Origin of the sequence: Nostoc sp. NMS8, assembly GCF_017115045.1 — a bacterium.
In the GTDB taxonomy this organism is placed as follows: Bacteria; Cyanobacteriota; Cyanobacteriia; order Cyanobacteriales; family Nostocaceae; genus Nostoc.
On the sequence record NZ_JABXKK010000098.1, the window covers coordinates 50,676 to 63,196 of the forward strand.

Below are 12,521 nucleotides of genomic sequence, written 5' to 3' on the forward strand. Positions count from 1 at the left end.
CGAGATTTATTGCAAAAATTCAGATTCCAATGCAAGCAATGGCAAGCAAAAAAATTGTGCATTAGACGAAGTATGTCTATATTTCTTTTAAAATATGAACGAGTTACTTACTGCAATTACTACAGGGGCGATTACGTTCATTGCCACTAATATTGATGATATTGTTATTCTATTGTTGTTTTTTTCCCAAAGAGATCCTAACTTTCGACCCCGGCATATAGTTGCTGGTCAATTTCTAGGTTTTACAGTTCTGTTAATTCTGAGTCTTCCTGGTTTATTTGGTGGGTTAGTATTCTCAAAAAGCTGGATTGGATTACTTGGTTTACTACCAATGTCTATAGGTATCAGTAGCTTAGTAAATCGGGAGGAAGATTCAACAAAAGAAGTTGTAGATACAACAGAAGCAGATGAAGCGTCAAAAAATACTAGTTTTTTTTCTCCGCAAGTTTATAGTATGGCAGCCGTGACAATTGCCAATGGTAGCGATAATATTAGTGTCTATATTCCTTTATTTGCTAGCTGCAACTTAGAGAGTTTTTTAGTAATTATTGGATTATTTTTTCTATTATTAGGAGTTTGGTGCTACGCAGCATACAGATTAATTAATAACAGAGTCATAGCTGATGTATTGACTCGTTACGTTAATAATCTTGTGCCTTTTGTTCTTATAGCATTAGGCACTTTTATTGTATTAAAAAGTGAAGCTTTAAGTCCAATAAAGCTAGCTGCTAGTAGTGTCTGTTTAATGATTTTAGTAAAAAATAATCAAAGTGCCGGTGAAATTAGCGAAAATTCTAGTAGTTGACCAAGCCAGTTTTAGATTTTGATTTAGATTAAAAATCCTCACATCTTGCACCTAGCCCTAGCGATTAAGGAACTCCAAGAAATAAATTATCCAATATTGTGGGGTGAGCGTATCGCCCGCCCTATGGACTGGGCGCTCATGTTGCCCACCCCACAAAAATTAATTGAATATTTTTTTATTTGGTAAGTCCCTTAGAAATCGGGGCTATACAAACTAAGTCCATCTACGCAAACTAACGCAAAATCAAGGTTTTTCAACCTGCGGAGGCAGGTTTTGTCTAGTGTAGCCGCGACTTCTAGTCGCCTGGTGCAAGATATAAAAATCTAAAATCCAAAATCTAAAATCTAAAATTTGGTATGGAGAATTAAACTTTACTCAACCACTCATTTTCTTCTGGGTCTTTAAATAGTGAGGTACTGAGGTAGCGTTCACCAAAGCTAGGTTGGATCATCACGATGAGGCGACCTGCATTTTCTGGTCGTTGTGCCACCTGAATAGCTGCATATAAAGCAGCGCCAGTAGAAATCCCCGATAGCAATCCTTCTTCTTTGGCGAGGCGACGACTGTAAGCGATCGCTTGCTCATCCGCTACCTGAATCACTTCATCTACTACTTCTGGACGGTAAATTGCTGGGACAAATCCCGCGCCGATACCCTGAATTTTGTGAGGCCCTGATTTACCACCTGTTAATACTGGACTGCTGCTTGGTTCAACTGCGATCGCTTGAAAACTCGGTTTCCGTCCTTTAATAACTTCTGCAACTCCCGTAATCGTCCCACCAGTACCCACTCCCGCCACGAGAATATCTACTTCTCCATCGGTGTCATTCCAAATTTCTTCTGCTGTGGTTTCGACGTGAACTTTCGTGTTAGCAGGGTTGCGGAACTGCTGCAACATATAAGCATTGGGCGTTTGAGCTAAAATCTGCTCTGCACGACCGATCGCTCCTCGCATCCCTTCTACCCCTGGCGTTAACTCTAATTGAGCGCCATAAGCTTTGAGCATAGAGCGTCTTTCGTGGCTCATTGTGTCAGGCATCGTTAGAATGAGATGATAACCCTTAGCGGCCGCCACCATCGCCAGCGCAATTCCTGTATTTCCAGAAGTCGGCTCTACTAAAATGGTTTTCCCTGGGTGAATCAAACCTGCTTCTTCTGCCGCTTCCACCATACTCGCGCCAATCCGGTCTTTCACAGAAGATGCTGGATTCATGCTTTCTAGCTTCACCACAATCCGAGCAACCGCTCCTGAAGCTTGGGGAATCTTGTTTAATTGAACTAAAGGAGTTCGGCCGATTAACTCTGTGATATCTTTCGCTATCCGCATGGGGGTACTCCGTCGTGTCTAAATATAATACATTGGACTCTGTTGGGCGCGAGTTTCTCTTTCGTCGCACAAGTTTTGGAGTGTATAACGACCCAAAACCTCTATTGAGGCAGTATTAGCTTGCTCCCAAACTTCATAAACCAGAGTCTTTTCCAGAGTCGGAGAGTCAGATGTATCTTTCTCTTTCCGCTCACCTTCTACCAAAGTGACAATTTCAAGTATTGTAATCTGCCAAGGTTCACGAACTAAAACGAAACCTCCTTTAGAGCCGCGTTGACTCTGCACTACACCTGCACGCCGGAGGTTGGTCAAAATTTGTTCCAGATAGCGCTCAGGTATAGGTTGCTTGGCAGTGATCTCGCTCATGGTTAAAGGAAGTTTTTTTCCGTGGTGGCTTGCCAGTTCTAAAAGTGCCAGCAGTGCATATTCCACTTTGGAAGACAGATCCAAGAGAGCGTAGTTTTGGCTATTCAAGACTGTACTCAATATACTACGGTGATTTGAGGGACTTATCGCAGTTTACGCGAAATTAATTTTTTTCAACTGTGGAATGTGATAGCATCCCACTTATTACCCACAAAAACACTATACTCTATCGACTTACCGTAGATTGCAATCTGACACAATTCCCATAAATTACTTGAATCTTTTTGTGGGAATCATCCTGAGTTTCTGTTTTCAGAACCTCACCTACCAACAAAAATCTCAACAGAGTATGCTACTAACTGATTTGCGAACCATTTTTGAGCGTGACCCAGCAGCCCGTAACTGGCTAGAAGTATTGTTCTGTTACCCTGGACTCCAAGCCTTAATATGCCATCGATTGGCACACTGGCTATATAAAATTGGAATTCCCTTTATACCAAGACTCATCTCTCATCTTAGTAGGTTTTTAACCGGAATTGAAATTCATCCTGGGGCATTAATTGGTCAGGGAGTGTTTATTGACCACGGGATGGGAGTAGTGATTGGTGAGACTGCGATCGTGGGTGACTATGCTCTGATTTATCAAGGTGTGACCCTTGGCGGCACTGGGAAAGAAAGTGGCAAACGCCATCCGACTTTAGGCTCTCATGTGGTTGTGGGAGCGGGTGCAAAGGTATTAGGAAATATTCAAATTGGCGATCGCGTCCGTATTGGAGCCGGTTCAGTAGTACTACGAGATGTCCCCAGTAACACTACTGTAGTTGGGATTCCAGGGCGTGTGACTCGTCAGAACAACTCGTCTACCAATGTGCTGGATCATGATAAAGTCCGCGACGTAGAAGCTGAAGTTATCCGTGCTTTATTTGAACGTGTCAAGTCTCTAGAGAAACAGTTCGAGCAGTTGTCAGATCAATCAAGTTTATCCCCAACTGAACTTGGTGACGAAGTAACCAACAAGTCTAAGAGCAAAAATTCTGATGGGATGATTGAAGATTTTCTGGATGGTGCAGGAATTTAATTTTGGGAATTGGGCATTGGGCAAATAACTCCTAACTCCCAACTCCCCATTTTAAAATACCCATAGGTTCTTATAACCTGATATAAATGTAATACTACGGTTAGTTTATCGGAGAAGAGTGTTTGTAATATGGTGTCTTTGTACACAAGCTTATCTAGTCTAAGCAGTAATAATACTAAGCAAATTTTTGCCCGTAGGTCATTTCTACCAGAGCATCAAAACGGTCTTTGGAAGATTGAAACGGGTTTTGTTAGGACTTTTACCTATTTGGAAGATGGTACAACCGTTGCTCTGGGATTGTGGGGCCCTGGGGACGTTGTTGGTAGAACTTTGTCAAAATTAGAACCTTATCAGATGGAATGCTTAACTAAAGTAGAGGCGACAGTCTTACCTTTAGAACAGTGGACTGAATTAACAGAAACTCTACTTGCCCATATCCAACAAGCTCAAGAATTGATGATCATTCGTAGCCATAAAAAAGTGGATACTATGCTCATCAAGCTGTTGGCATGGTTATCTAAAAAGTTTGGTTCGGAAGTTGAGAAGGGGCGTTTAATAGATATGCGTCTGACTCATGAAGACCTGGCGGAAATGCTTGGTTCAACTCGTGTTACCATTACTCGCGTTCTCGGACAGTTTGAGCAAGAGGGCTTGATTGATCGTCTCTCTCTGCATCGAATTGTCCTAAAAGAAGAAGAAATTTGGTACTACGAAATTTAGATTATTTCAGTAACACCAGCTATCGCCGTCAGCATTGGGCTTGCCGACAATTCTAAGGTTTAGAGATTCCAGGTAAGCTAAACCACTAGAAATTTGTGCCACTGTTCCCCGCAGTTCAATGTCAAAGCATCCTTCGCTATCTGTATTTGGTTGTAGCATAGCCTTGGTAATATTAACTACTAACCCGTAAGCAGAAATTAACTGCGAAATTACGGGCGCTTGTAGATAGCTTTTGGGAATATGTATTCGCAGACGAATCTGAGTGACTTGGCTTTTTTCAGTCTATGAAAAAAGCAGTGATAATCTGGTGTGAGAATTGGTTTTTTGGTTATTTCGTGCTACCATTGGATAGTGATAATTTTTTAATTAGCGTAGGCGTAGCCCATTGTAGACATCGCTACCGAGACAAATCCAGCCAAATTGTCCTTGAATTACAAATTACGAATTATTAACTTAGCGATCGCTATAAATGCTAGACAAATCCAGCCAAATCGGTAGTCCCAGTTTTTCTAAATAACTCAGGCTAGAGTAAAGTTGCTTTGTTCTCCCCCACAAATCCAAGTCAAACCAGCCGTCATCTTGGGTATCGGGTTGAAGTATGGCACTGGTAATATTGACTGTTAATCCATAACGAGAAACTAACTCAGAAATCACCGGTTCTTCGTAATAAGATTTTAAGATGCACAGTTGCAAACGCAATCGATTGGTTTGACCCAGAGAAATCCATTGCTGGAATTGTTCTTGCCATTGATTTGTCAGCCATGTAGAATCTTTGAGACTCAGTTTGCTAGCTGGATTTGGGAAAGGTAGAGTGTGCTGGTTGGATTGAATTTGGTTGGCGATCGCTAGTTGCAGCAAATTCACTCCCAATCCTTGCAAGTAAGATAGGCTATTTGTCAGTTTTTGAGGATTTCCTGAAAGTTCTAAATCAAACCAGCCATCGCTGTCACTGTCGGATGTCAGGGATGCAGCTTTGATATTGACAGTTAAACCATAACGAGACACCAGTCGAGAAATTACAGGTTGCCTATGATACCGTTGAGGCACAAGGATTCGACTGTGGACTGAAGCGGGTTCTAAAGATTTACTTTCAGACATCAGATTAATTCCCAATCGCGATACCTACAGTGGGCTACGCCTACGCAATTTTTGGGTTCGGCAGAAACTCTTGCTGATGCTGTACCTGGTTGAATGTCAGTCTCATCAAGATTTTCATATTTCTGGTTTTGATAAAATACGGTAAATCTATCGGTTTATCGCATTTAATTGTTATGTAAAGGAGAGTCTCACAAAGACCACAAAAAAACAATGGGTAAATTCACGTAATTTTTGCTCACTTTACGTAAAGTAATACAATTTGAAAAATGATCGTGACAGATGCTTGAAACCCACGGAGGTGGGTTTTGTTTGTATAGGTTTCTAACCGCCCGTTTCAAGTTAAGTTGACACCAATGGCAAGATGCCCACCCCACAATATTGGATAATTTATTTCTTGGAGTTCCCCAATCTTTAAGAGGATGTTTGAAAAGTCCTCTTGTCGGTATCAAAAATTTTAGATCCCCCTAAATCCCCCTTAAAAAGGGGGACTTTGATTCCTTTTTAAGGGGAGCCAGCGCGGTATTGGGGTCTCCCCAAGTGGAGCGACTGGCGTGGGTTAGGGGGGATCTAAAGTGCCTAAAGTCACAGCGAAACACTTTTCAAACAACCTTTAAGAGCTTAAAAAGTAAAAGCAAAAAAATAATCCCCATAAATAAATTGAGGGGATTTAATAAAGACGTTTGAAAAAGTAAAAATAACCAAGTAAAAAGTAAAAATAAAGACAAATTTATTTATTTATTTTGACTTTTTACTTGTGCAAGCACTCTTTGCTTGAAACAAATGTTTTTACTTAGTTCCATAAATGAATTTAGTCGCTCTGAAAACATTTTCTTTTTCTTTATGAGTGCCTTTTAACTTTTGCCTTGTTTGGTCAACTTTCGTTACCAATCACTTGCTTTATTATCATCCCAGACTTCTAATTCCAAATCGCGGAGATAAGTTAACCCGCTCTGAATTTGTGCATCTGTTCCTTGTAGTTCAAGGTCAAACCAACCATCACCGACAGCATTGGCTCCCAAAATTGCTGCCGTAATATTCACAATCAGTCCGTAGTTAGACACCAGGCGAGAAATGACAGGTTCCTGGTGATAATCTTTCGGAATTCTGAGTCGAATCCGTTTATTTGTAAGTGTATTATCAGTAGTCATATTTGAATTATTTCAATCCCTGATTGGGATTGGTACAAAACTACCCTCAGTCCTAATGGTAATTTCCTGATAGGTACTAGGTAGATCGTACCATTTCCCATGATTTGCTTGTATCCTATTCAAAGGATAACTATAATCTCTGGATTTTTCTAATCAACGTCTTTAATGCGGGTTTTCCGTTCCAGAATTTCCTTCAGCACTAAGGTTACGACTGCTAGCAATGCTAATAGTACAGCCGCAGAGAAAGCCGCTTCAGTTTCGTATTGTTTGTAAGCATCTTCTACAAACAGTGGTAGGCTCTGGGTTTGGTCAGCAATGTTGCCAGATACTACTGAAACTGCGCCGAATTCACCCATTGCTCTGGCATTGGTCAAAATTAAACCGTAAAGTAAGCCCCAACGGATACTAGGTAGAGTGACGCGCAAAAATATCTGCCAATCTTTCGCACCTAGAGTTCTAGCAGCTTCTTCTTGATCCTTACCAAACTCTTCTAAAACAGGAATTACTTCCCGCGCCACAAAGGGCATACTCACGAAGGCTGTAGCCAATACCATACCTGGAAAGGCAAAGACAATCTTGATATCATGGGCTTGGAGCCAAGGGCCAAACCATCCATTGCGTCCGTAAAGTAGCACAATCATTAATCCTGCAACTACGGGCGAAATCGAAAATGGTAGGTCAATAATGCTCAAAACTATGGCGCGTCCAGGGAATTTATGACGAGCGATCGCCCAAGCTGCACATAAGCCAAATACAGTATTTAAAGGTAGAGAAATCACAGCCAGCAATAATGTTAACCAAGCTGCATGGAGAAAAGCTGGTCGCGTCAGGTTGGATAGAAATGGCCCAACACCCTTGCTAAAAGCTTGGACAAATACATTAATTGCCGGGATATATTGAACTAAGGCTAAATAGGCGATCGCTATCCCAATCAAAACTATTGGCACCCAACTCTTCTGCTCTTTAGGCTTGGCTGTATCTGATACAGATGCAGATGAATGAAAACTTGGCTTATCTACTGTCATATCGCCTTGCCCATGCTTGTAAGAAATTAATTGCCAATAACAGTACCAACGAAATTGATAGTAAAACTATGCCAATTACTGTTGCACCAGAATAGTCATACTGCTCTAATCGTTGGAAAATCAGCACGGGTGCGATTAAATCTTGATAGGGCGTATTGGAAGAGATAATTACAGTCGAACCATACTCTCCAACTGCACGGGAGAAACCCAAGGCAACACCAGTCAAAATTGTGGGAAATAAAGGTGGCAAAATCACTTTCCAGAATGTCTGCCATTGAGAAGCACCTAGACACCACGAGGCTTCTTCAATTTCATGTTCCATTTCCTGAAGTACAGGTTGCACAGTTCTCACAATAAAAGGTAGTGAGATAAATATCATTGCTACCGCTACTCCCGTGCGGGTAAAAGCTACCTTAATTCCCAGTGGTGCTAGTAGCGAACCAATCCAACCGTTATCGCTGTAAACTGTTGCCAATGTTAACCCTGCTACCGATGTTGGGAGTGCAAAGGGTAAATCTACTGTGGCATCAATCAAGCGCTTGAAGGGAAAGTCGTAGCGGACTAGAACCCAAGCAATCAGAGTTCCAAATACGCCATTGAGTAAGGCAGCAAATATTGCTGTGAAAAAAGTTACGTTGTAGGTTGCTAATGCGATATCACTGGTTGCGATCGCCCAAAACCTAGATGGAGGTTCTGTACCCGCTTTCAGGAACATAGCAGTTATGGGGATCAGCAACATAACTGTCAGGTATACAATGGTGACTACCCAAGTCCAAGAAACCCGCTCCAATCTCTTCAAAAACGGTGTTTTGCGTTCAACTTCCACAGAAGGAGATACAGTCGTCATAGTCAAAAATTCAAAATTTAAAATTCACAAAGAAGTTTTTTGCCAATAGTCGGTTGTTTTTTTACTAACCACCGACTATTGACTAATGACTAATTACCGTTTATTTGCGGCTTGAATCTTATCAAACACACCTCCATCTGCGAAGAACTTCTTATCGATTTCACTCCAACCACCTAAGTCTGCAACTGTACCCAAAGTTTTCACCTTGGGAAATTTGTCTGTGACTTCTTTAGTTTGGGCTAAAGTCTCATCTACAGGACGGAATCCCAATTTGACAAACTCTTGCTGTGCTTCTGGGCTATAGAGGTATTTCACAAAACCTTCTGCAACTTCGCGGGTTCCATGCTTATCGACGTTTTTATCTACCACGGCGATCGGATTGTCGATGGATATGTTCACATCAGGAACGATATACTCAACCTTTTCGCCCTTTTGCTGTGCCAAAATAACTTCGTTTTCGTAGTTGATTAAGACATCACCCTGCCCTTGCTTGGTGAATGTATCAGTAGCTTCCCGTGCATCTTTAGGCAAGATTGGCACATTTTTATAAACTTTAGTCACAAAGTCAGTAGCTTTTGCCTCATCGCCACCTGTTTTAATCACCGAATCCCATAGGGCTAAGAAATTCCACTTAGCAACGCCTGATGTTTTGGGGTTAGCAGTAATCAACTTGACACCATCTTTGGCTAAATCTGCCCAGTTCTTGATGCCTTTAGGATTGCCTGTACGAGTAACTAATGCTGCAACTGATTTGGAGACAATACCATTGTTGGGAACTTCTTTCTCCCATCCTGGTTGAATCAATCCAGCTTTCTCAATCTTTGACGTATCTCCAGCTAGCGCCAAGTGAACAACATCTGCTTCTAAACCGTCGATAACAGCGCGAGTTTGGGAACCAGAACCGCCATAGCTTTGCTTAAAGACGACAGTTTGATTATGATCTTTCTTCCACTGTTCTACAAATTTCGGAATAATTGCTTCGTGAGCTGCTTTGGTGACAGCAAAGGAAACTAGAGTTAATTCAACATTATCTTTGCTTGCAGCCACAGGACTAGCGCTAGCATTAGGGGTTTCAGAGGAAGAAGTATTCCCAGTTCCTCCACCAGAGCAGGCAGCAAGGGCTACACTCAATACAGTCCCTACCAAAAAGAGTGATACAAACCCTTTGAGCGAATTTAGTCTGAACCGATACGTTCTATGTTCAGCGATCGCTTGTAATTTTTTCACTGAGCGTTGCCATAAACTCATTCCATTTCCTCCACGAAATCTACAGATAACTGATGGGAATACAGCTATATACTGTTTATAATACTGGATGATTCCATGTATCTAGTTGTAAACACCAAAAAACCCCATATTCTTTACCAAGAACATGGAGACCCTACCAGTTTTGTGAACAATTAAAAATGCTTTCAATTTCAACTATCAAATTGCGTAGGCGCAGCCTGCCGTAGGCATCGCAATTATCTCTCTGGGATATCAAGCAACTTGCTATGGAATTAGGTATTGGGCATCAAAGGCTCCAGGGCATGGGACTACAGCAGGAACCGCTAAATTCTTATGGGGACTGAGTTTCTGAAACTTATCCTCTAATCCTCTGTTCCCTAGTCCTTAATTTCTAATGCTCTTTCATTCTCTAAAAAAATAAAATATTTATAAGTCTGCTTAAACCCTCAATTTGTTCTTGCTAAGACATTTCCAGAAATTAAATATGCGTTATGCAGAACTCTTGTAAAGACGCAAAATTAGACTTGGCCTTCTCTACGAGACGCGATCGCGATCGCCCCCTTAAGCTAACGTCCTGCTGCGCTAACATATCTCTGCCAAAGACTTCGGCTTTTACTGAATATTCTCGTGATATATTTTACATAATCTTACTACGAATTTTCCTGTAGAAAAACCAAAATTTTTAGTATAAAAAATAGTTGAATTTTCAGAATTAATCTGATAATCTCTTTCTCAAGACAAACAACGGTAATTTGACCGAATTACCGTTGTTTGATCAAGCAACTACACAACATCCAACTTCCATGACACATCTGCAATTCAAAAAGTTACAAATTTTAGGCATAGTTAAGCAACTATTTTCCCATACAAAACCTGTCTCAACTCAAACTTCAGCGCTGTTGTTAGCAACTGGCTTAAGTTTCAGCGTCTTTATTCCTGTTTATGCGGCGGCTACTAATTCTGAGAATATTTCTGTTAATCAAAAATCTCAATTGATTAGTCAAGGCAGTAAAAAAGTTGAAATAACTCTGGTGTCTTATGCAGTTACCAAAGCTGCTTACGAGAGAATCATTCCGCAATTTGTAGCCAAATGGAAACGCGAAAAAGGTCAAGATGTAGTAATTAGAGAGAGCTATGGTGGTTCTGGCTCTCAAACTCGTGCAGTAATTGACGGATTAGATGCGGATATTGTCGCTTTGGCACTAGGTTTAGATACCAAAAAAATTGAACAAGCCGGACTGATTAAACCAGGTTGGGAAAAGGAAGCTCCGAATAACTCAATTGTTACCCACTCGGTAGTTGCTCTTGAAACTCGTGAAGGTAATCCGAAAAACATCAAGAACTGGAGTGATTTAACCAAACCAGGGGTGAAGGTGATTACAGCCAACCCCAAGACTTCAGGAGGTGCGCGGTGGAACTTCCTGGCTTTATGGGGCGCGATCGTTAAAAATGGTGGAAGTGAAGCGCAAGCTCTTAACTATGTTACCCAAGTCTTTCGGAATGTCCCTGTGTTACCCAAAGATGCACGGGAATCTAGCGATGTATTTTACAAGAAAGGTCAAGGGGATGTTCTGCTTAACTACGAAAACGAGATTATCTTAGCAGCACAACAAGGAAAAACTTCACCTTCTTATGTGGTTCCCCAGGTGAACATTTCTATAGATGGGCCAGTAGCAGTTGTGGATAAAAATGTTGATAAGCATCGCACCAGAGAGGTTTCGGAAGCTTTTGTCAAGTTTCTTTTTAGTTCAGAAGCTCAACGTGAGTTTGCCAAAGTTGGTTTTCGACCTGTTAATTCTGCTGTAACAAAAGAAGTACAGAATAAATTTCCTAAGATATCTAAGCTTTATAACGTTCAGAGCTTAGGAGGCTGGGATACGATTCAGAAGAAGTTTTTCGAGGACGGCGCAATCTTCGACAAAATACAAAGTGGGCAACGCTAATATAGTCTTTCTGATCTAGATTTTTATTCAACAGCTGTTCATGAGTGCAATTTTTATGAACAGCTTGTTAAGTATTTAGATTTTTGGTGAATATGCAGCAAAATCAAATAACGTCTTGAGTGCAAGAGCAATTACTGTGGTGAGAAATATACGCCGTAACCAGAAGTTGCTAAGTCTGAGGGCAAACCGCGATCCAACAATTCCACCAATGAACATAGTAATACTCAGAATAATACCTAGTTTGTAATCAACTATTCCCTGTGTAAAGAAAATAATGGTGGCAATCAGCGAAGAAAAAATATTGATAAATTTTGTGTTTGCGATCGCCTGTACAAATGTCATCCGAAATAGGCTGACATAAGCTGCTGTGAGCATAGTGACATAGCCACCACTAAAGAAACCACCATAAACACCAAGCACAAAAGTTGCTATATATCCACCAATTTCTGCTATTGGTGACGGTTTCCCTATTCTTAAAACGATTCCAGCTTTCCGATTGGTGATTGAAAACACGGCAACCACAATCATCAAAATCGAGATAATTAGAGGCATCGATTTTGAAGGTACAACTAAAACAAGTAATGCACCGATAATTGAGCCTAAAAGCGTTAAGACAATCATGATTGGCAAACGATTACGGTCAATTGCTTTTTTACCAATAAAAGGCAATGTGCCACCAACACTCATAAAGGTTAATGCCAGCATATTAGTGGCAAGAGCAATACGCGGTTCAATACTCAATTGCAACATTACAGGGACAGTAATTAAAGAAGTGCTTCCTGTAATGACACTTATGATACTTGTGAGAAAGAAAATTGCAATGAGGAGCAGTAATTGGCTAGCATTCATCAGAGAATTTTATTTTATGTTGTTAAGAATACATTTTCTGCAATGATGTTTGCAGTAAACAAAAATATCTAAAACTCTTGTTTAATAT

13 protein-coding genes are annotated in these 12,521 nt (G+C 40.9%); 4 read left to right on the forward strand and 9 right to left on the reverse strand.

Annotation, left to right across the window (positions count from 1 at the left end):
- Positions 1-94: 94 nt before the first annotated feature.
- Positions 95-805 carry a cadmium resistance transporter gene (locus tag HWQ39_RS23205; RefSeq protein ID WP_292850096.1) on the forward strand — a complete coding sequence of 237 codons (711 nt, stop codon included), beginning with the start codon at positions 95-97 and terminating at the stop codon, positions 803-805.
- A gap of 364 nt (positions 806-1,169) precedes the next feature.
- Here the strand turns inward: HWQ39_RS23205 and cysK are convergent, their stop codons facing one another.
- Positions 1,170-2,132, reverse strand: coding sequence for a cysteine synthase A (cysK, locus tag HWQ39_RS23210; RefSeq protein WP_292850099.1), 963 nt, complete (start codon positions 2,130-2,132; stop codon positions 1,170-1,172).
- 18 nt (positions 2,133-2,150) lie between these two features.
- Positions 2,151-2,606 carry an Rrf2 family transcriptional regulator gene (locus HWQ39_RS23215; protein ID WP_292850102.1) on the reverse strand — a complete coding sequence of 152 codons (456 nt, stop codon included), beginning with the start codon at positions 2,604-2,606 and terminating at the stop codon, positions 2,151-2,153.
- A 241-nt stretch (positions 2,607-2,847) separates the two neighbouring features.
- On the opposite strand from HWQ39_RS23215, the gene cysE reads away from it, so the two are divergent.
- Both cysE and HWQ39_RS23225 read left to right on the forward strand, forming a co-directional pair.
- Positions 2,848-3,576: a serine O-acetyltransferase gene (gene cysE, locus HWQ39_RS23220; RefSeq protein WP_366932297.1), complete on the forward strand. Its 729-nt coding sequence runs from the start codon at positions 2,848-2,850 to the stop codon at positions 3,574-3,576.
- Between the two features lie 129 nt (positions 3,577-3,705).
- On the forward strand, positions 3,706-4,296 hold the full coding sequence (locus HWQ39_RS23225) for a Crp/Fnr family transcriptional regulator (protein ID WP_292850105.1): 591 nt from the start codon (positions 3,706-3,708) through the stop codon (positions 4,294-4,296).
- Positions 4,297-4,302: 6 nt separating this feature from the next.
- On the opposite strand, the gene HWQ39_RS23230 is transcribed toward HWQ39_RS23225, so the two are convergent.
- From HWQ39_RS23230 to HWQ39_RS23255, 6 genes are all read right to left on the reverse strand, one after another.
- Positions 4,303-4,554, reverse strand: a complete 252-nt coding sequence (locus HWQ39_RS23230; protein WP_292850775.1) for an NIL domain-containing protein — start codon at positions 4,552-4,554, stop codon at positions 4,303-4,305.
- 195 nt (positions 4,555-4,749) lie between these two features.
- On the reverse strand, positions 4,750-5,394 hold the full coding sequence (locus HWQ39_RS23235) for an NIL domain-containing protein (protein ID WP_292850108.1): 645 nt from the start codon (positions 5,392-5,394) through the stop codon (positions 4,750-4,752).
- Positions 5,395-6,275: 881 nt separating this feature from the next.
- Positions 6,276-6,542, reverse strand: coding sequence for an NIL domain-containing protein (locus HWQ39_RS23240; RefSeq protein ID WP_292850111.1), 267 nt, complete (start codon positions 6,540-6,542; stop codon positions 6,276-6,278).
- Between the two features lie 149 nt (positions 6,543-6,691).
- The gene (cysW, locus tag HWQ39_RS23245) at positions 6,692-7,567 is read right to left on the reverse strand and encodes a sulfate ABC transporter permease subunit CysW (RefSeq protein ID WP_292850114.1); all 876 of its coding nucleotides are present in this window, start codon (positions 7,565-7,567) and stop codon (positions 6,692-6,694) included.
- Complete coding sequence (gene cysT, locus HWQ39_RS23250; protein WP_292850117.1) at positions 7,554-8,414, reverse strand: sulfate ABC transporter permease subunit CysT; 861 nt, start codon at positions 8,412-8,414, stop codon at positions 7,554-7,556. Before cysT ends, cysW begins: the two co-directional genes overlap by 14 nt.
- A 93-nt stretch (positions 8,415-8,507) precedes the next feature.
- Complete coding sequence (locus tag HWQ39_RS23255) at positions 8,508-9,662, reverse strand: sulfate ABC transporter substrate-binding protein (RefSeq protein ID WP_292850120.1); 1,155 nt, start codon at positions 9,660-9,662, stop codon at positions 8,508-8,510.
- Between the two features lie 782 nt (positions 9,663-10,444).
- On the opposite strand from HWQ39_RS23255, the gene HWQ39_RS23260 reads away from it, so the two are divergent.
- Complete coding sequence (locus HWQ39_RS23260; RefSeq protein WP_292850778.1) at positions 10,445-11,584, forward strand: sulfate ABC transporter substrate-binding protein; 1,140 nt, start codon at positions 10,445-10,447, stop codon at positions 11,582-11,584.
- A 75-nt stretch (positions 11,585-11,659) separates the two neighbouring features.
- On the opposite strand, the gene HWQ39_RS23265 is transcribed toward HWQ39_RS23260, so the two are convergent.
- Positions 11,660-12,433, reverse strand: a complete 774-nt coding sequence (locus HWQ39_RS23265; RefSeq protein ID WP_292850123.1) for a sulfite exporter TauE/SafE family protein — start codon at positions 12,431-12,433, stop codon at positions 11,660-11,662.
- Positions 12,434-12,521 lie beyond the last annotated feature (88 nt).

Excerpts from the sequence above, each read along its gene's own strand:
- HWQ39_RS23205 (WP_292850096.1), top strand. The coding sequence starts at position 95 with ATGAACGAGTTACTTACTGCAATTACTACAGGGGCGATTACGTTCATT.
- cysK (WP_292850099.1), bottom strand. The coding sequence starts at position 2,132 with ATGCGGATAGCGAAAGATATCACAGAGTTAATCGGCCGAACTCCTTTA.
- cysE (WP_366932297.1), top strand. The coding sequence starts at position 2,848 with ATGCTACTAACTGATTTGCGAACCATTTTTGAGCGTGACCCAGCAGCC.
- HWQ39_RS23225 (WP_292850105.1), top strand. The coding sequence starts at position 3,706 with ATGGTGTCTTTGTACACAAGCTTATCTAGTCTAAGCAGTAATAATACT.
- HWQ39_RS23235 (WP_292850108.1), bottom strand. The coding sequence starts at position 5,394 with ATGTCTGAAAGTAAATCTTTAGAACCCGCTTCAGTCCACAGTCGAATC.
- HWQ39_RS23240 (WP_292850111.1), bottom strand. The coding sequence starts at position 6,542 with ATGACTACTGATAATACACTTACAAATAAACGGATTCGACTCAGAATT.
- cysW (WP_292850114.1), bottom strand. The coding sequence starts at position 7,567 with ATGACAGTAGATAAGCCAAGTTTTCATTCATCTGCATCTGTATCAGAT.
- cysT (WP_292850117.1), bottom strand. The coding sequence starts at position 8,414 with ATGACGACTGTATCTCCTTCTGTGGAAGTTGAACGCAAAACACCGTTT.
- HWQ39_RS23255 (WP_292850120.1), bottom strand. The coding sequence starts at position 9,662 with ATGAGTTTATGGCAACGCTCAGTGAAAAAATTACAAGCGATCGCTGAA.
- HWQ39_RS23260 (WP_292850778.1), top strand. The coding sequence starts at position 10,445 with ATGACACATCTGCAATTCAAAAAGTTACAAATTTTAGGCATAGTTAAG.
- HWQ39_RS23265 (WP_292850123.1), bottom strand. The coding sequence starts at position 12,433 with ATGAATGCTAGCCAATTACTGCTCCTCATTGCAATTTTCTTTCTCACA.